General features: G+C 36.1%; 16 protein-coding genes and 1 tRNA gene. 13 read left to right on the forward strand and 4 right to left on the reverse strand.

From position 1 onward, the window contains the following. The first annotated feature begins 48 nt into the window (after window positions 1–48). From HN014_RS06370 to HN014_RS06405, 8 genes are all read left to right on the forward strand, one after another. Complete coding sequence (locus HN014_RS06370; RefSeq protein ID WP_176028053.1) at window positions 49–1,206, forward strand: homogentisate 1,2-dioxygenase; 1,158 nt, start codon at window positions 49–51, stop codon at window positions 1,204–1,206. A gap of 153 nt (window positions 1,207–1,359) precedes the next feature. After that, window positions 1,360–2,499, forward strand: a complete 1,140-nt coding sequence (hppD, locus tag HN014_RS06375) for a 4-hydroxyphenylpyruvate dioxygenase (protein ID WP_176028054.1) — start codon at window positions 1,360–1,362, stop codon at window positions 2,497–2,499. 394 nt (window positions 2,500–2,893) lie between these two features. Next, a complete protein-coding gene (locus HN014_RS06380; RefSeq protein ID WP_176028055.1) occupies window positions 2,894–3,670 on the forward strand; it encodes a DUF3108 domain-containing protein in 777 nt (258 codons plus the stop codon). Next, entirely contained in the window at window positions 3,671–4,639 is a 969-nt protein-coding gene (locus HN014_RS06385; protein ID WP_176028056.1) for a tryptophan 2,3-dioxygenase family protein, read from the forward strand. It abuts the gene before it with no gap. Between the two features lie 4 nt (window positions 4,640–4,643). Beyond that, window positions 4,644–5,894: a peptidoglycan DD-metalloendopeptidase family protein gene (locus tag HN014_RS06390; RefSeq protein ID WP_176028057.1), complete on the forward strand. Its 1,251-nt coding sequence runs from the start codon at window positions 4,644–4,646 to the stop codon at window positions 5,892–5,894. A gap of 9 nt (window positions 5,895–5,903) precedes the next feature. Next, window positions 5,904–7,541 (forward strand): glucose-6-phosphate isomerase, encoded by a 1,638-nt coding sequence (gene pgi / locus HN014_RS06395; RefSeq protein ID WP_176028058.1) that lies wholly within the window; start codon window positions 5,904–5,906, stop codon window positions 7,539–7,541. Window positions 7,542–7,718: 177 nt separating this feature from the next. Further along, window positions 7,719–10,346 (forward strand): TonB-dependent receptor, encoded by a 2,628-nt coding sequence (locus HN014_RS06400; RefSeq protein WP_176028059.1) that lies wholly within the window; start codon window positions 7,719–7,721, stop codon window positions 10,344–10,346. Window positions 10,347–10,452: 106 nt separating this feature from the next. Next, window positions 10,453–10,893 (forward strand): hypothetical protein, encoded by a 441-nt coding sequence (locus HN014_RS06405; RefSeq protein ID WP_176028060.1) that lies wholly within the window; start codon window positions 10,453–10,455, stop codon window positions 10,891–10,893. 69 nt (window positions 10,894–10,962) lie between these two features. Here HN014_RS06405 and HN014_RS06410 read toward each other — a convergent pair whose 3' ends face one another. Next, window positions 10,963–11,385, reverse strand: a complete 423-nt coding sequence (locus tag HN014_RS06410) for a secondary thiamine-phosphate synthase enzyme YjbQ (RefSeq protein WP_176028061.1) — start codon at window positions 11,383–11,385, stop codon at window positions 10,963–10,965. Window positions 11,386–11,545: 160 nt separating this feature from the next. Between HN014_RS06410 and HN014_RS06415 the strand changes: the two genes are divergently transcribed. Then, window positions 11,546–12,364 (forward strand): Cof-type HAD-IIB family hydrolase, encoded by an 819-nt coding sequence (locus HN014_RS06415; RefSeq protein WP_176028062.1) that lies wholly within the window; start codon window positions 11,546–11,548, stop codon window positions 12,362–12,364. Between the two features lie 50 nt (window positions 12,365–12,414). On the opposite strand, the gene lepA is transcribed toward HN014_RS06415, so the two are convergent. Further along, window positions 12,415–14,211 carry a translation elongation factor 4 gene (gene lepA, locus HN014_RS06420; protein ID WP_176028063.1) on the reverse strand — a complete coding sequence of 599 codons (1,797 nt, stop codon included), beginning with the start codon at window positions 14,209–14,211 and terminating at the stop codon, window positions 12,415–12,417. A 449-nt stretch (window positions 14,212–14,660) separates the two neighbouring features. Here lepA and dusB point away from each other — a divergent pair, with 449 nt between their 5' ends. Continuing rightward, window positions 14,661–15,653, forward strand: a complete 993-nt coding sequence (gene dusB, locus HN014_RS06425; RefSeq protein ID WP_176028064.1) for a tRNA dihydrouridine synthase DusB — start codon at window positions 14,661–14,663, stop codon at window positions 15,651–15,653. A 23-nt stretch (window positions 15,654–15,676) separates the two neighbouring features. On the opposite strand, the gene HN014_RS06430 is transcribed toward dusB, so the two are convergent. Together HN014_RS06430 and rbfA are read right to left on the reverse strand one after the other, a co-directional pair. After that, on the reverse strand, window positions 15,677–16,879 hold the full coding sequence (locus tag HN014_RS06430; protein ID WP_176028065.1) for an FtsX-like permease family protein: 1,203 nt from the start codon (window positions 16,877–16,879) through the stop codon (window positions 15,677–15,679). A gap of 106 nt (window positions 16,880–16,985) precedes the next feature. After that, window positions 16,986–17,378 (reverse strand): 30S ribosome-binding factor RbfA, encoded by a 393-nt coding sequence (gene rbfA / locus HN014_RS06435; protein ID WP_176031048.1) that lies wholly within the window; start codon window positions 17,376–17,378, stop codon window positions 16,986–16,988. A gap of 169 nt (window positions 17,379–17,547) precedes the next feature. Here rbfA and mce point away from each other — a divergent pair, with 169 nt between their 5' ends. The 3 genes from mce (at window position 17,548) to HN014_RS06450 (ending at window position 18,738) form a co-directional block, all read left to right on the forward strand. Next, window positions 17,548–17,955, forward strand: coding sequence for a methylmalonyl-CoA epimerase (gene mce, locus HN014_RS06440; protein ID WP_176031049.1), 408 nt, complete (start codon window positions 17,548–17,550; stop codon window positions 17,953–17,955). 110 nt (window positions 17,956–18,065) lie between these two features. Continuing rightward, a tRNA-Ile gene (locus tag HN014_RS06445) sits at window positions 18,066–18,139 on the forward strand. Between the two features lie 362 nt (window positions 18,140–18,501). Then, window positions 18,502–18,738: a hypothetical protein gene (locus HN014_RS06450; protein ID WP_176028066.1), complete on the forward strand. Its 237-nt coding sequence runs from the start codon at window positions 18,502–18,504 to the stop codon at window positions 18,736–18,738. Window positions 18,739–18,826: the final 88 nt, after the last annotated feature.

An 18,826-nucleotide genomic window follows, 5' to 3' on the forward strand; every position in this document is an offset into this window, starting at 1 on the left:
TCCTGTATTTAAAACAAATAGTTAGTTAAACTTGTAAACTTTTATATCATGCCTTTTTACCACAAATTAGGGAACATCCCTCATAAACGTCATATCATATTCAAAAAACCTGACGGAAACCTTTATTACGAACAACTTTTTGGAACAATTGGTTTTGATGGAATGGCTACAAATATGTACCACCATCATCGCCCAACACAAGTAAAAGAAATATCAGGAAGCTACAATGTCGCTCCTGAAATTGCTATAAAAAACAATATTCAATCATACCGTTTACACGGTTTTAAGATCGCTCCAGAAAATGATTATCTGGAAAGTCGTAAAATTGTATTGACCAATAGTGATGTGCACATTTCTTTATCGGCACCCAAACAATCAACAACATCTTATTTCTACAAAAATACAGATGCTGATGAATTACTATTTATCCATAAAGGAAGTGGTAAATTCAGAAGTCACCTTGGGAATCTCGATTTCAAATATGGAGATTATATCCTTATTCCCAGAGGTACTATTTATAAACTAGACTTTGACACTACCGATAATCGTCTATTTATTGTAGAATCCAGAAGCCCTATTTACACTCCGAAACGATATAGAAACTGGTTTGGGCAGTTATTGGAACATTCTCCTTTTTGCGAAAGAGATATCAGAGCGCCCTATGAATTAGAAAACTATGATGAAAAAGGAGATTTTTTAATAAAAGTTAAAAAGCAAGATGAAATTTTTGATATGATATATGCGACACATCCCTTTGATGTTGTTGGATATGATGGATATAATTTCCCGTATGCTTTTTCTATTCATGATTTCGAGCCTATAACAGGAAGAATTCATCAACCACCACCAGTACACCAAACATTCGAAACAGATACTTTTGTTGTCTGTTCTTTTGTACCAAGACTATACGACTATCATCCCGAAAGCATTCCTGCTCCCTATAATCACAGCAATATAGATAGTGACGAAGTTCTCTATTATGTAGATGGTGATTTTATGAGTAGAAATGATATTGATGCTGGTCACATATCCTTACACCCTGCAGGAATTCCCCACGGTCCACATCCGGGAGCAGCAGAAAGAAGTATTGGAAAAACCAAAACTGACGAGCTGGCAGTAATGGTAGACACCTTCAAACCCTTAATGGTTACGAAAGAAGCCATGGGTATTGCAGATGAAAAATACTATAAATCTTGGTTAGAGTAATTTATATACCTATGTTTAATATCGACATACATATTTATCCGCATCTAAGAGCTATGTGGTAGGTTTTTAGATCAACAATGTATTCATAAATACAATCAATGGATACTGCACCGTATTATAATTACTCATAAAAACAAAATAAAAGCAACAAACATGTCAACAAATAAAACACCACAGGATTTAGAAAAAATAGTATCAGAGGCAGAAGATTTCTTACCTCTTTTAGGAACAGATTATGTAGAACTTTACGTAGGCAATGCAAAGCAGTCTGCCTATTATTATCAAACTGCATGGGGATTTCAACCCGTTGCTTATTCGGGATTAGAAACAGGAAATCAGGACAGTACTTCCTATGTAGTACAGCAAGGAAAAATTCGCCTTGTATTAACCTCTCCTTTAAAACAAGACGGTCCTATAAACAAGCACATTAATGATCATGGAGACGGAGTAAAAGTGGTAGCCCTATGGGTAGACGATGCGACTAAGAGTTTCGAAGAAACTGTAAAACGTGGAGCCAAGCCTTTCTTAGAACCTGTTACCGAAGAAGACGAAAACGGAAAAGTAGTACGATCAGGAATCCACACGTATGGGGAAACCGTCCATATTTTCATCGAAAGAAAGAATTATAACGGAGCATTTCTTCCTGGATTCAAAGCCTGGGATAAACCATACAAAACACAAGATACCGGGTTAAAATATATCGACCATATGGTAGGAAATGTAGGATGGAATGAGATGAACACCTGGTGTGAATTTTATGCTAATGTTATGGGGTTTGCTCAACTTGTGTCTTTCGATGATAAAGATATCTCTACAGAGTACACTGCATTGATGAGTAAGGTTATGAGTAACGGAAACGGACGTATCAAATTCCCTATTAACGAACCTGCTGAAGGAAGAAAAAAATCTCAAATCGAAGAATACATCGATTTTTATAATGGTGCTGGAGTACAACATATTGCTGTAGCAACTGATAATATCATAGAAACTGTAACTCAATTACAACAAAGAGGAATTGATTTCCTTACTGTTCCTGCTACTTATTATGATACTGTACTAGACAGAGTTGGAGAAATCGACGAAGACTTACAGCCATTAAAAGATCTGGGAATTCTTATTGACAGAGACGATGAAGGATATCTGTTACAAATATTTACAAAACCTGTATTGGATCGCCCAACAATGTTCTTCGAAATAATCCAAAGAAAAGGAGCACAGTCTTTCGGAAAAGGAAACTTTAAAGCGCTATTCGAAGCTATAGAAAGAGAACAAGAAAGCAGAGGAACACTTTAAACAACCCTATGCATCGAATGATTTTATATTCGAAGCATTTTTGTTAAAGCATTGTGAATATTGTTGAATTGTCGAATTTGGCTTAATTTTTTGTTAAAATTGAAATAAAAAAACGTTTTCGATTGATAAATATTTAAAAAAAGTTGAATTTTGCAAATGTAAGTGGATTGGTTACCATTTATACAAAAACAACAATTATTCTCATAATTTAAGTTTTTAGTTGGTTAATAAAAACAGAAGAGAGCTGTGGTGGCTCTCTTTTTTTGTTTATTTTTTAATACATTTAACACCGAATTACTTTCTTATCACAAGGATTAAACATTACTTTTGGAATAGATATTGCAAACAGGTAGTCAAACACATAACGATTAATTAATCAAGACCTCTAATGATTATGAAAAAAATAGTTATCATACTCCTTATACTCGCTTCCAACTTCTCTCATGCACAAGAAGTACACAAATCGTTTGATGCCGGTGAATGGTTTCGATTCAGAATACATTATGGAATATTCACTGCCAGCTACGCTACACTGGAAGTAAAAGCAGAAACCCTGAACAGTAAACCAGTATACCATGTTGTAGGAACAGGAAAGTCCTCTGGAGTTTTAAGTCTTTTTTTCAAAGTAGAGGACTATTACGAAACCTATATTGACCGCAATAAAGTATCTCCTTACCGATTTATTCGAAAAATCAATGAAGGAGGTCATACAAAAGATATAGAAATCAATTTTGATCACACCAAAAATGAGGCTTTCGTTTTTGACAAAAAATACAACACCAAAAAAACATTTCATACCAAATCAAATATTCAGGATATGATGTCTTCTTTTTATTATCTGAGAAATAACATTGATATTACTTCTCTAAAAAAAGGAGACGAGAAGTATGTCAATATGTTTTTTGATAATGAAAATTACAAGTTTAAGCTCAAGTTTCTAGGTCGAGAGACCATCAAAACCAAAATGGGCAAAATAAAATGTCTTAAATTCAGACCCTATGTCCAGGCAGAAAGAGTTTTCAAAGAAGAAGAGAGCTTAACTGTATGGATAAGTGACGACGATAACAGAATGCCTGTAAAAATCAAAGCAGACATTTTAGTAGGATCTATACAAGCAGACCTTGATGCTTTTAAAGGTCTCAAACACCCTTTCAAAATAGTTGTAGATTAAATGAATGAATCTGTAAAACCCGAAATTGCTGAAAAAATACATCAGCTCGAAAAAAAATTCAGAAACTCCGGACAAGATCTGGGCTCTTACCTTGATGGTCTTCTTTATGACAGATATCTCACATACTGGGATTACATCCATCTGGACACATTACTAAGCTTACAAATTCCCAGAACCCATTTCCCGGACGAAGAAATTTTTATCACCTACCATCAAATAACAGAGCTTCATTTCAAGCTAATCATTCACGAACTCAAACAAATTATTGATGATAAACTTCAGACAGCTAAGTTTTTCACCACAAAACTAGAACGAATTAACAGATACTTCAGAGTGCTGATCAACTCCTTTGATATAATGATTAAGGGAATGGACAAAGAGCAATTTTTAAAATACCGAATGTCACTACTTCCTGCCAGCGGATTCCAATCGGTACAATTCAGACTTATTGAAATTTACTCTGCTCCTTTACTCCATCTGGTAAATACGAATAAAAGAGAACAACTCTCATCAGAAGATTCCTTAGAAGAGTTATACGAACACCTGTATTGGAAATCCGGAGCCACTGATTCCGAAACAGGAGAAAAGACCCTAACGTTAAAACAGTTCGAATACAGATATACTCCCAGAATGATGAGAATTGCACATCAGGTTCAGGGGAACACTGTATACCATAAATACCTTCAACTCCCCGAAAAAGAGAGAAACAACCCTCTTCTTATAAAAGAATTAAAAAAATATGATGTCAATGCGAATATAGAATGGTGTCTAATGCATATAGGAGCTGCTTATCGATATCTGAATAAAAACAAAGGAGAACTAATCGCTACCGGAGGAACCAATTGGAAAAGTTTTTTACCTCCGAGTTTTCAAAGAATTATGTTTTTTCCCGATCTTTGGACCCAAGAGGAAAAAGAGAATTGGGGTAAACAGTGGGTAACTCACAGGTTTAACCCCCAAAAAAAATAGTAATTTGAATAGATTAGGTTGCCTTTTACTGCTTATAGCAGTTATATGTTCATCGTGTCAAAAAGAAAAAAAGGAAGAAAAAATAACCCCTCCTGCAACTGTTGCCACAGCTCCCCGAATCATAAAAGAATTCGGATATAATTTAAACGACTACACAGTTGTTAGAGACACTATAAAGTCTGGAGATAGTTTCGGAGCCATTCTGGATAGTCATGGTATAGGAAGAGGACGTGTGTTTCAGATTACCAATGCTATTAAAGACACCTTTAATGTCACTAAAATAAGGGCAGGAAAACCTTACACCCTACTAAAATCTAAAGATACAACAGAAAAAGCACAGGTATTCATTTATCAAAACTCAAAAATAGAATATACTGTGGTCGATTTTACTGACAGTATTATTGCTCAGAAGAAAGAAAAACCGGTATCCGTAGTAGAGAGAACAGCCTCAGGAGTTATTGAGAGTAATCTCTCAAAAACTTTTGACGATAAAGACCTAAGTATTTTAGTCGCTTATAAAATGGCTGACATCTATGCCTGGACTATTGATTTTACTCGATTACAGGCAGGGGATCGTTTTAAAGTAATCTATACCGAAAAATTTATAGATGATACCATCCCTGCAGGAATTGGGGAAATAAAAGCTGCTTATTTCGAACATAGAAGCAAACCTATCTATGCCTATCAGTTTGTAGACGACACGATTCATAACACCGCCGATTATTTTGATCAGAAGGCAGAAAACTTACGTCGGGCTTTTTTAAAAGCTCCTGTAAAATTCAGCCGAATTTCCTCTCGATTTAATCTTAAGAGAAGAATCAAATTCTACGGAAATAAAATAAGACCACATAGAGGGACAGATTTTGCTGCCCCAATAGGGACTCCTATTTTAGCCACTGCAGACGGAATCGTCACCAAATCAGAGCGCAAAGGAGGAAACGGAAAATATGTCAAAATACGACACAATGCCACTTATGACACTCAATACCTACACATGAGTAGACAAGCAGTAAAAGTCGGAGACTATGTACGACAAGGAGACGTCATTGGATATATAGGAATGACCGGAAATACTTCTGGACCTCATGTTTGCTATCGCTTTTGGAAAAACGGGAAACAGGTCGATCCGCTACGAGAAGAACTTCCTACCTCTAAACCTCTTCCCGAAGCACAACGCCCTGCTTTTTTTAAACACATAGAACCCTTCAAAAATAAATTAGATAGCCTTACCTTTGATGAAGAAGAAATCTTATAACCGTATCAAATGTCATTAGCTTCAATCGACCCAACAAAAACTTCTGCCTGGAAAGCGTTACAGAAACACCTTGACAACATAAAAGATACACATCTTACTACCTTCTTTAAAGAAAATAAAAACAGAGCTAACGAACTCTCCATTAAATGGAATGATTTCTTCGTCGATTATTCTAAAAACAGAATAGATGCTACTACAAAAAAACTACTCCTTCAACTCGCTGAAGAAACAAAATTAAAAGAAGCCATCAACCTCTATTTCAGTGGAGCACCTATAAATCAAACAGAAAAAAGAGCTGTATTACATACAGCCCTCAGAACTCCTGCAAATAAAACAATACATGTTGATGGAAAAAACATTACACAAGAAATAAAAAAAGTAAAATCACAAATCAAAGAATTTACTGAAGCCATTATTTCTGGTAAAAACACTGGCTATTCTGGAAAAGCTTTTACAGATATTGTAAATATCGGAATTGGAGGATCTGATTTGGGACCTCATATGATTACTGAAGCATTAGCATTTTATCAGAATCACCTAACTTCTCATTTTATATCCAATGTAGACGGAGACCATGTACAACAAACACTAAAGAAACTCAACCCGGAGACTACCTTATTTGTTGTTGTTTCCAAAACATTTAGCACTCAGGAAACCCTCACCAACGCACAAACCTGCAAAGAATGGTTTTTACAAAAATCATCTACAAAGGATATTTCTCACCACTTTGTGGCTGTCTCTTGCAATACAGAAAACACCACTTCTTTTGGTATAAATCAGCATTATATTTTCCCAATGTGGGATTGGGTTGGCGGACGATTCTCTTTATGGAGCTCCGCTGGACTATCAATAAGTTTATCTATAGGATATCACCATTTCAATACTTTACTAGAAGGAGCTTTTGAGATGGATACTCATTTCAAAGAAAGTCCTTTTGACGAAAACATCCCGGTGATCTTAGCTTTGATCAGTATATGGTACAACAACTTTTTTGAAGCAGAAACAGAAGCAATTATTCCATATTCACAATACCTTCATAAACTCCCTGCATATCTGCAACAAGCATTTATGGAAAGTAATGGTAAAAGCATAGACAGAGATGGAAATCCTATAAGCTACCAAACAGGATCTATAATCTGGGGGGCAACAGGAACGAATGCGCAACATGCTTTTTTCCAACTGATTCATCAAGGAACAAAATTAATTCCTACTGAGTTTATCGCATTTAAAGAATCTCTATTTCAGGAAGAAAAGCATCAAGATAAACTAATTGCTAATTTTTTTGCTCAGACAGAAGCTTTAATGAATGGAAAAAGTACAGAAGAAGTTTCTTCAGAACTAAATACGACAACCTTACCTGAAGAACAGATAGCGAAATTAATCCCCTATAAAATTTTCAAAGGAAACAAGCCTTCTACAAGCATATTAATCAACAAATTGACTCCAAAAAGCATTGGAGCATTGGTATCTTTGTATGAACATCGTATCTTTGCACAAGGTATTATATGGAACATTTACAGCTACGACCAATGGGGCGTAGAGTTAGGCAAACAATTGGCTATAAGAATAGAACAAGAAATCAACACAAAAACAGTTAATAAGCACGACCAATCTACTACAAACCTACTAACTGAATATATAAATTAAGGATACATTTAACAAACATTCAATAAATCCAGGCAAAAAAATAAAATCCGTACATCACCTTTCTGTATTACTCTAAAACCGTAAAAGAATACAGCATATTTCTTAACGTTTTGATAAAACAGAGCCGATCAAAGATTTGTTTTTTTGCTACAAACAATTCACATCAATTTTATACTAATGAAAAAAGTTACTTTTTTATTTTTTGTAATTCTCCTGTCCCCTGTCATCGGGATGTTCGCACAAGGTACAATTACAGGAATAGTACACGACGCATCTACAAATGCGCCACTACCGGGAGCCAATATACTGGAAGTAAGAACTTCCAATGGAGCCTCTACTGATTTTGACGGTAAATTCTCTATCAAACCTACGAATTCAACAGGTACATTAAACATTTCTTATGTGGGATTTGCTTCCACAAACATCACATTTGATGTATCTAACGGAAATGTTGATTTAGGAATTATAAAAATATCTCCTGATAACTCATTAGACGAGGTTATCATCGTTAGCACAGGAATTATTGACCTTGCAGAAGACAGAAAAACTCCTATTGCAGTTTCTACAGTAACAGAGCAAGAGATTCAAGAAAAAGCTGTCGGAAATGTTGAATTACCAGAAATTATAAAAAGTACGCCTTCTGTATTCGTATCCAACCAGACTGGTTTTGGTGATGGTTCCTTATATATAAGAGGTTTCGACGATACAAATACTGCCATCCTTCTAAACGGACAGCCCATCAATGGTATGGAAGATGGTCGTGTATACTGGAGTAACTGGTCTGGTCTTACTGATATTGCCAATGCAGTACAGGTACAACGAGGTCTTGGATCTTCTAAATTAGCAATCTCTTCTGTAGGAGGTACTGTGAATATAGTAATGAAAGCCGCTGACAGAACCAAAGGTGGTTTTGCTAGATTCCTAGGAGGAAATGACAGTTATTTCAAAGGGACTATCGGATATGATACCGGTCTAAGTGATAATGGTTGGGCTTTTTCTGTCTTATTAGATTACTGGCAATCTCATAGAAAATGGGCAGAAGGAACCTTCGGACAAGGACAAAACTATTACTTCTCTGCCGGATACAAACCAAATGACAACCACTCATTCAACTTCTTAATCACAGGAGCTCCACAAGCTCACGGACAAAGATGGTCTCAGCGAAGAAGTACACTAGAAGAAAATCCAAAGTTTAACCAGCACTGGGGATTCACAGAAGGACTTGCTAACAATGAGTATTCTTCTAATATTGATTCTGAAAGAAGAAACTTCTACCACAAACCTGTAACAAACTTAAGTTGGGATTGGAACATTACTGACAATTCCTCTTTATCTTCTGTACTATATGCTTCTTGGGGTAGAGGAGGAGGAACTGGTCCAAGAGGAGACGGAAGAGTCAGAACAGATGCTGGTCAATTAAATTACTATGCAATCGAGCAACAAAATGCATTAGACCCTGATGGAATCGGAAACTCTGGTGATTATTTTATCTTAGACGGAGGAGAAGAAGAAGGAAACTATATCAGAAGAGCTTCTGTAAACAATCACCAATGGTATGGGTTAATCTCTAACTTTACTACTGACCTATCTGATAAAGTTTCTTGGAATGTCGGAGTAGACTTCAGATTATACAGAGGAGATCACTTCCGTCAGGTAGTAGACTTATATGGATTAAATGGATGGGGTAACGACCGCCCTGATGGTGCTGTAGTAACAGAAACATACAAAGCAGACCCATGGGCAGCCTTATTTAATTTTGCCAAAGAAGACCAAAGAATCGATTACGACTATTCTGAAAACATCAATTACCAAGGATTATTCTCTCAAATAGAATATGCAGGAGATAAGTTCAGCTCTTTCTTACAAGCATCTGTATCTAATCAATCATACAAAAGAGAAGGTAGATTTACAGCTGTTGGGAATTCTGAAGGTTTAAACAAAATCGGATATAACCTTAAAGGAGGACTTGGATACAGCATTGTCGATGGACATACTATCTACCTTAATACTGGTTTCTACTCTAGACAACCTTTCTTAGACAATGTTTTCCAAAACATCAGAAGGTCTAATGATTTAGTACAACCAGAAGTAGATAACGAAGATATCATTGGAATCGAATCTGGATATAAAATAAAAGTAGCAAACTTACAGATCAACTTCAATGCATACTACACAAAATGGGATAATCGAGTAATTCTCTCTAGTGGTACTATCGATCCTAACAACACTCCTGATAACAACTCTGATGATGTGAACGTAAACTTCTTTGATAGAGGAATCACACAGATACACTCCGGAGTAGAGGTAGACCTTAATTACAAAGCTACCAGCTGGATGAACCTAAGAGGATACATCTCCGGAGCATCTTGGAAATTTGATGGAAAAGTAACCAGAGATATGTACAATGACGATACAAACGAATTGATATCTACACAATCTGATGTTGATATTACAGGAGTAAAAGTTACTACCGCTCCTCAGTTTACTGCAGGACTTGGAACAAAAATTAAGCTAGTTAAAGGAATGTCTTTTGATGCAAATATCAACTATTATGCAGAGCATTATATGAATGACATTGATTTCAATGACGCTAATTTACAGACAGAAAATATTGGAAAAATAAAGCCATTTTCTCTAACAGATCTAGGATTGACATATGACTTTAATTTCGATAATAGTCAATTGACTTTCCGCGGAAATGTTTACAACGTATTTGACGAAGTTAGAATTCAGCAAACCGACAATTTTGGTTTCATTAACACGAACGGTGTTACTTTTAACGGTTCTTTGAAATATAAGTTTTAATTCTAATAAAGAATAAAAATAAACAAGCCTCACTTCTGATAGAAGTGGGGCTTGTTTTATGTATAATACCTATCTTTGATACTTATTTTACTATAAATTATAAAATATGTACGGCGTAATTCAAAGTGCCCATTCTTACTGGGCATACCTAGTAGTTATTATCGTAACACTAGCAACTATAAATGCGCTCTCTGGTTTTTTTAGCAAAAGAGAGTATCAACCAAAAGATTTTAGAATTTCTTTATTTGCCTTAATCGTAACACACCTACAATTGGTATTAGGAATCATTACTTTTTTCGTCTCTCCACTTGTTGTTTGGTTCTCAGGAACCCATAAAGTAGGAGAAATCATGAAAGATCCTATGCTGCGATTATACAATGTAGAGCATCCTTTTACTATGATTCTGGTCATCACCCTGATTACCATCGGATACTCTAAACACAAAAAGAAATTAACCTCAACTCCTAAATTCAAAACACTGGCTATTTTTTATGCTATTGCATTTTTAGCCATGTTATATATGATTCCATGGAGCAACTGGTTTTAGGATCGTATTATTCTTTTTCTTCAAAAGCCTTTTTTACCTTCCTAAAAAAGGCTTTTTTATTTTTTATCATTACACCCCATATGCTGTAAGGACTATTTTTCTTCCCCCTCCATAATCCCTATGCTCACAAAGATAAATTCCCTGCCAGGTTCCCATATTCAACTTCCCTTCTGTAACGGGAATCTGAAGATTACTTCCCATTAATGAAGATTTAATATGTGCCGGCATATCATCGGTCCCCTCATAGGTATGTGTATAATATGGTTGATTTTCCGGTACCATTACATTCATATGTCGTTCAAAATCCTTCCTTACTGTTGGGTCTGCATTTTCATTAATCGTCAAACTAGCAGAAGTGTGCTTAATAAACAACTGCAAAAATCCCTTTGACATTTCCTTAATTTCCGGGAAAAGCTCCAAAATTTCTGCCGTTACTAAATGAAACCCTCTGGGAAATGGTCTCAAAATAATTTCTTTTTGATAAAATTTCATGTGTTTCTATTTCTTTTTAAACATTTAGACGCCTATAAACTGTAAGCCTGTAAAGATCACCTTTATTTATCCAATGATATAATTTAATACAAAATTTACAACATATTCTTTAGTGTTATTCCAGAACTCCCATACCTTTGTTATTTAATAGCATCTGATTATGGACTTATCTCAAATAAAACTTATCGCTACAGATATGGACGGAACACTTCTTAACTCCAAAGGGGAGGTCAGTCGTCATTTTTATCAATTATTCGATTCCTTAAAACAATTAGGGATCACTTTTGTCGCTGCCAGTGGTCGACAATACTATAGCATTATTCATAAATTATCCCCGATAAAAGACGATATTATTGTTGTCGCAGAAAATGGAGCCTTAACAGTGCAGCGAGAGGAAGAACTTCAAAGTACCCCTATCGATCAGGACACCTATCTGGAATTACTTGATATCACTAAAAAACTTCCCGGTTCTCAGGTAATTCTATGCGGAAGAAAAAAAGGATATATAGAAGATTACGGAGATGAATTCACCTCTATGCTTCAGGAATATTATGGTAAATATGAAATTGTCGAAGATTTAGCAACCATCACAGATGATGAGTTTCTAAAAATTGCTATCTGCCATCAAGAAGGAGCTGAAGCACATTTATACCCTGCTTTAAAGCACCTCGAAGACAGGTTAAAAGTAAAAGTATCCGGTGATATCTGGCTGGATTTATCACATCCACTGGCGCATAAAGGGCATGCCATTGAGCAATTACAAAAAAAGCTAAACATTCTACCAGAAGAAACTTTAGTTTTTGGGGATTACAATAATGACCTGGAAATGCTGAAAAGCGCACAGTATAGTTTCGCCATGAAAAATGCGCTTCCTTCTGTAAAATCAACGGCAAAATACATGACCAAAAGCAATGATGAGCAAGGGGTTGAATACATCCTGGAAAAAGTCATCGAGGCTAAACAGAAAGTACTTCTGTAAACTATATTATAGAAAAAACCTCGGATGTTGCTCCGAGGTTTTTTAATATTTTAATCATTAAGCTTTAACACAGCCATAAATGCTTCTTGAGGAATTTCTACATTTCCTACTTGTCGCATTCTTTTCTTTCCTTTTTTCTGTTTTTCCAATAGCTTACGCTTACGAGAGATATCTCCTCCATAACATTTCGCCGTTACATCCTTACGCAATGCTTTTACTGTTTCTCTGGCAATAATCTTGGCTCCTATAGCTGCCTGTATAGGAATATCGAATTGCTGACGAGGAATAAGCTCTTTCAACTTCTCGCACATTTTCTTTCCGATGTCATAAGCATTATCCTTATGCAATAGTGCAGAGAGAGCATCTACTGTGTTCCCATTAAGTAGTACATCCACCTTTACCAGGTTAGAAGAACGCATTCCTATAGGCGCATAATCGAAAGAAGCATATCCTTTGGATACTGTTTTTAATCGATCATAAAAATCAAAAACAATCTCCGCTAATGGCATATCAAAATTAAGCTCCACCCGCTCGGGTGTCAAATAGGTCTGATTGGTAATCTGCCCTCTTTTTTCTATACACAATGACATAACTGGTCCTACAAAATCTGCTTTTGTAATGATAGATGCTTTGATAAACGGTTCCTCTACTCTATTCATCGTTGATGGATCCGGCAAATCAGACGGATTATTAACAATAATAACAGTATCTGGCTCCTTATTTGTAAATGCATGGTAAGATACGTTAGGTACCGTAGTAATAACCGTCATGTTAAATTCACGTTCCAAACGCTCTTGAATGATCTCCATATGCAACATCCCCAGGAATCCACATCGGAATCCAAAACCTAGAGCAGCCGAACTCTCTGGCACAAAGACAAGAGAAGCATCATTTAACTGTAATTTCTCCATCGATGCTCTCAGCTCTTCATAATCTTCGGTATCTACCGGATAAATCCCTGCAAATACCATTGGTTTTACATCTTCGAATCCTTCAATTGCATTTTCTGTAGGATGTTTCGCATCTGTTATCGTATCTCCTACTTTTACTTCTCTAGCATCTTTAATTCCAGTAATCAGGTAGCCAACATCCCCTGTTTTGATTACTTTTTTAGGTACTTGATTTAGTTTTAGAGTTCCAATTTCATCTGCAAAATAATTCTTACCTGTTGCTACGAATTTAATTTGCTGTCCTTTCGTAATCTCGCCATTGATAATTCTAAAATAGGTTTCTACTCCTCTAAACGGATTATATACCGAATCAAACACTAATGCCTGTAACGGCTCTTCCGGGTTTCCTTCTGGAGCCGGTACTCGTTCTATAATAGCTTCTAAAATTTCTTCTATTCCTATTCCTGTTTTAGCACTTGCAGGAATTACCTCTTCTGCTGTACAACCTAACAGATCTACAATATCATCCGTCACCTCTTCTGGATTTGCACTAGGCAGATCTACTTTGTTTAATACCGGAATAATTTCCAGATCATTTTCCAGCGCCAGGTATAAATTAGAAATTGTCTGTGCTTGTATACTCTGTGCAGCATCTACTACAAGTAATGCACCTTCACATGCTGCAATAGAACGAGATACTTCATAAGAGAAATCTACGTGTCCTGGCGTATCAATAAGGTTCAGAATGTATTCTTCTCCTTTATATGTATACTCCATCTGGATTGCATGACTCTTAATTGTAATCCCTCGTTCTCTTTCCAGGTCCATATTATCCAGTAATTGCGCCTGCGCTTCTCGGGCAGTTACAGACCCTGTAAAGTCCAATAAGCGATCTGCCAAGGTACTTTTTCCATGGTCAATATGCGCAATAATACAGAAATTCCTAATGTGTTTCATGTGTCTATAATACTGTTTTTAGACGTCGCATGACACGTGCTTAACAATATTATAAATTCTTGCCAAGATTCGTTTCATACTCCTAAAATTTATACGGTGCCTCTTATCAAATCACCTGCATTTGCTCATTTTTAAAATACTTTATAACAAGAAACAACCTTCTTTTCCAGAAACAAGCTGTTTTTGCTCAAAAGCAACTCCCTGTAAGAATGAAGATAATACAATGCTTTTCTGCATATCTATACTCCTCTGGTTACATTATAGTGTTCTTCAATTTTCACTACTATAATGACTTGCAAATATAGGCGAATTTAAAAGGTTTATAGAATCCATCCTAATATTTTTATTCATCTACTAAATTCTAAGTTACAACGGCTAGACCATTTTCTATTTCTGTAATTTCAGATCATAAGAGGTATAATTTGTATTTTTGCACAAAAAAGTACGCTTTGGCAAAAATAGGAGACATTGATGTAGGGGAATTTCCATTGTTACTAGCCCCAATGGAAGATGTAAGTGACCCCCCATTCAGGGCACTGTGCAAGGAACAAGGAGCAGATGTAGTATACACTGAATTTATTTCCAGTGAAGGGCTCATAAGAGATGCTGCAAAAAGTGTTATCAAACTGGACATCTATGAAAAAGAACGTCCGGTAGGTATTCAGATATTTGGAGCTAACCTGGATTCTATGCTAAAATCCATCGAAATTGTAGAGGCTTCAAATCCTGATATTATCGATATAAACTTTGGTTGTCCTGTAAAAAAAGTCGTTAGTAAAGGGGCTGGAGCAGGAATTCTGAAAGACATCGATCTAATGGTCTCTCTTACCGAAGCGATGGTTAAGCACACCAAACTTCCGGTTACTGTCAAAACACGATTGGGATGGGATCACGAATCTATACGAATTGTAGAAGTTGCTGAACGACTACAGGATGTAGGAGCCAAAGCCATTGCCATTCACGGTAGAACCCGAGCTCAAATGTATAAAGGGAATGCTGACTGGCGCCCTATTGCCGAAGTAAAAAACAACCCCAGAATGCATATCCCTGTTTTTGGAAATGGTGATGTCAACTCCCCGGAAAGAGCTGTAGAAATGAGAGATGTCTATGGCTTGGACGGTGCTATGATCGGACGTGCTACTATTGGGCATCCTTGGTTTTTTAGAGAGGTTAAGCATTTTTTCAAAACAGGAACTCACCTTCCTCCTCCTACACTGGAAGAACGTGTAGAGGCTGCCAGAAGACATTTGCGAATGGCAATTGACTGGAAAGGAGAAAAACTAGGAGTATTCGAAACTCGAAGACATTACACTAACTATTTTAAAGGTATTCCTCACTTCAAAGAATACAGGACCAAAATGGTGACCAGTGATCATTCTGAAGATGTGTTTGCTGTATTCGAAGAAGTACAAGAGAAGTTTTCCGGATTTCAGTTTACCTAGAATTACATTTCTTATCAAACAAACTAAGCAACTAACTTTGGGTTAATCCTACTCGATGCCAAAAGGGCTGCAATAGTCCCTATTATTGTAATTGTAAAAAATACAATCAGAAAACTCATTCCAGTAATGCGGGTTGGATATTGCATCGTAGGAGTGATCATCAGGAATCCAAACTGTTGTTGTAATACAATCAGCACAAAGCCTAAAAACAATCCTAATAGCGTTCCTAAAACCGTCATCAAAGCACCCTGCATAAGAAATATATTCCGGATATCTCCCAGTGTAGCCCCCATATTAAACAAGGTTTTGATATTTCCTTTTTTATCAATAATCATCATAATAATAGCCCCTGCCACATTAAACAATGCTATAACAGCTATTAATGTAATTACCAGATAGGAGACCAGGTTTTCTGTATTTAGCATCTTATACAGCGTATCATTAAGCTGTGTTCTGTTTTTAATTTCTATTTGATCGCCAAATATTCCTTTCAGCTTCTTTATTACTACTGCCTCATCCGCATCAGGAACAAGCTTTATTTCAATATTTGTTACTTCCTCTTTTTCTAAACCCAATAATTTCCTGGCCAACCCCACCGTACTAAAAACATACTTTTTATTCAACTCTTCATTAACACTATAGGTTCCTATATGCACTCCAGTCTCTTTTCTAAAAGATTTGGATAAATCTCTGGAAATTCCTTTTCCTGGTTTCGGGACGTACATACTTAGCAATTTAGCATAAGCATTCCCTGTCCACATTCCTAGTTCTGCCCGAATTCTTTCTCCAACCACCACCTGATAATCATTTCCAGTCAGCCACTCCCCCTCGATAAGGATTTTATCGGTTTCTATAATCTGGTCATAATTAGCCCCTACTCCTTTTATATAAGCCATTTTTCGCTTATTATCATATTCCAGATATACCCTTTCTTCTACTACTTCAGAAAAAACAGCAATATCTTCCATAGCTACAAGTGCTTCTTTCTTCTCTGCTGTTAATTCGATGCTTTTTCCCTTTCCGGGAAAGAGGGTAAGATCCGGATCAAAAAAAGTAGAAAATTGCAAACTAAAATCCTTGAGTCCTGCAAAACCAGAAAGCACAATGAATAAGGACATAGCACCAATAATCACCCCAGCTGCTGCAATGCCTGTAATAATATTAATGGCATTACTACTTCCTGATGAAAACAAATATCGTTTTGCGATGTAGAAGGGAAAGTTCAAATCTCATGTAGAATTAAAAAAGGGAGCCCCCTTTAATTTGCTTTATATGTGACTAAGATAAGAAATGACTTGTTATTTTCTAATAAAGTATAGAAAATAACAGGATTTATTTCTTTTGTCTTCGCTCTAACTGCTCTGGGTTTTCCAATGGATTATCCAACCCCTTAACTGCTCGTTCTATGGAAGCAATATACTCCAGAGAATCATCAATAAAAAATAGCAATTCGGGGGTTCGACGTAACTGATGTTTCGTTCGTTGAGCTACTTGATGTTTAATCTGGGATTTTACTGCCTGAATTTCTTTTAGTACGTTTTCTCCTTCTTTACTAGGAAAAACACTCAGATACACTTTTGCCTGTGACAAATCTGTAGTTACACTTACTTTGGTTACAGAAACTAAAATCCCCTGCACTCCTGCTTCCCTTAATGCCTGCTGCACAATATCAGCGATATCTCGCTGTAATACTCCTGCTATCTTTTTCTGTCTATTTGTTTCCATGGCTGCAAAAATACACATTTCCGGCAAGTTTCCATAAGAAAGCTAAGCCCCATTTACCGTCCAAAAACCCTATTTCTCCACCTGTTTCTCCAAAAAATGAATCTCAACAGGTTATTACAAGACAGAAGTATGTATTTTTATCCATATTAAAACAAACAACATGGATCACATCAAAAAAATAGAACATTTAGGTATTGCTGTCAAAGATATCAAACAGGCGAATGCTCTATACGAAAAGCTTCTTGGCGTGCCTCCTTATAAGCAAGAGGAAGTCAGTAGCGAATCCGTTATCACATCTTTCTTTAAGGTAGGAGAGAGTAAAATAGAACTTTTAGCCAGTACAAATGAAGAGGGACCTATCGGAAAATTTATCGCTAAAAAAGGAGAAGGAATTCATCATGTTGCATTTGATGTTGATGATATAGAAGCTGAGCTCACACGATTAGAAAAAGAAGGATTTCAGCTCATCAATAAAACCCCAAAACCCGGAGCAGACAATAAACTAGTTGCTTTTATTCATCCTAAAACGACCAATGGGGTTCTCGTGGAACTCTGCCAGGAACGCACCAAGGAATAAAAAACACTCACGGTAAGCAACTTATCTCTTACAAACAGCTGAAGCCTAAAAAATAGTAAAAAAATGTTTGGTGTGTTTGTTTCATTTACTTAAATTTGCCAACCGTTTTAGGTCCCATAGCTCAGCTGGTTAGAGCACCTGACTCATAATCAGGGGGTCCTTGGTTCGAGCCCAAGTGGGACCACCTTATAAAACTTAAAAGCCTTATCTGTTACGATGAGGCTTTTTTATTTGCATACAGTTTGTATATCTGTTAACAGTATTTTCACAAAGAATTTCAAGGATGATTCTTTGATTTTTATTTTTATTGATACTCCCCTACTTGATTATCTACCTTCAATTAATTTGTATTTTAGATATAACTAAGCGTGGTTTTTGCTATTTCCTTATTGATGTACGAGATATATGGAATTTTAAAAGCTGATCGCTTTTTAACACAAAAGCAATGATAAATTACTAGAACCCTCTTTAGAAAAAATTCAAACCACCACTATTGAAAAAGGAAGACCTTTTGCTACTTATAAAGGATCATTACATTCCACAGACATGAGTCGCTACTACAAAAAAACCAGGAAGTTTCTTAATGCTACTGCTTATCTGGAAGCACTGATTTCTCTAGATTATTTTGCTTCCAGAGATGATTTATACCAATATGGTCAAACTATTATTATTGAAATGGAAAATCCTGATTTCGATTATTGGTTCGCTTTAAAGCTCCGTCAATATGATACTGACTTAAAACACCTCAAAGTTTTTTTAGATTATCCTTTTGATATAACCTAAAAAAACACAGAAGAATTCAGAGAATTTATAGAGCTTATTTTACTTCAATATGATGATGTTCTCATTTCAAACAAAGTAAAACCACACG

It is taken from the genome of Aquimarina sp. TRL1 (assembly GCF_013365535.1).
Classification (GTDB): Bacteria; Bacteroidota; Bacteroidia; order Flavobacteriales; family Flavobacteriaceae; genus Aquimarina; species Aquimarina hainanensis.

Coding starts and splice junctions, on each gene's coding strand:
- HN014_RS06400 (WP_176028059.1), top strand. CDS start 7,719: ATGAAAAAAGTTACTTTTTTATTTTTTGTAATTCTCCTGTCCCCTGTC.
- HN014_RS06405 (WP_176028060.1), top strand. CDS start 10,453: ATGTACGGCGTAATTCAAAGTGCCCATTCTTACTGGGCATACCTAGTA.
- HN014_RS06385 (WP_176028056.1), top strand. CDS start 3,671: ATGAATGAATCTGTAAAACCCGAAATTGCTGAAAAAATACATCAGCTC.
- hppD (WP_176028054.1), top strand. CDS start 1,360: ATGTCAACAAATAAAACACCACAGGATTTAGAAAAAATAGTATCAGAG.
- HN014_RS06380 (WP_176028055.1), top strand. CDS start 2,894: ATGAAAAAAATAGTTATCATACTCCTTATACTCGCTTCCAACTTCTCT.
- HN014_RS06415 (WP_176028062.1), top strand. CDS start 11,546: ATGGACTTATCTCAAATAAAACTTATCGCTACAGATATGGACGGAACA.
- lepA (WP_176028063.1), bottom strand. CDS start 14,211: ATGAAACACATTAGGAATTTCTGTATTATTGCGCATATTGACCATGGA.
- HN014_RS06370 (WP_176028053.1), top strand. CDS start 49: ATGCCTTTTTACCACAAATTAGGGAACATCCCTCATAAACGTCATATC.
- rbfA (WP_176031048.1), bottom strand. CDS start 17,378: ATGGAAACAAATAGACAGAAAAAGATAGCAGGAGTATTACAGCGAGAT.
- pgi (WP_176028058.1), top strand. CDS start 5,904: ATGTCATTAGCTTCAATCGACCCAACAAAAACTTCTGCCTGGAAAGCG.
- HN014_RS06450 (WP_176028066.1), top strand. CDS start 18,502: ATGAGTCGCTACTACAAAAAAACCAGGAAGTTTCTTAATGCTACTGCT.
- HN014_RS06410 (WP_176028061.1), bottom strand. CDS start 11,385: ATGAAATTTTATCAAAAAGAAATTATTTTGAGACCATTTCCCAGAGGG.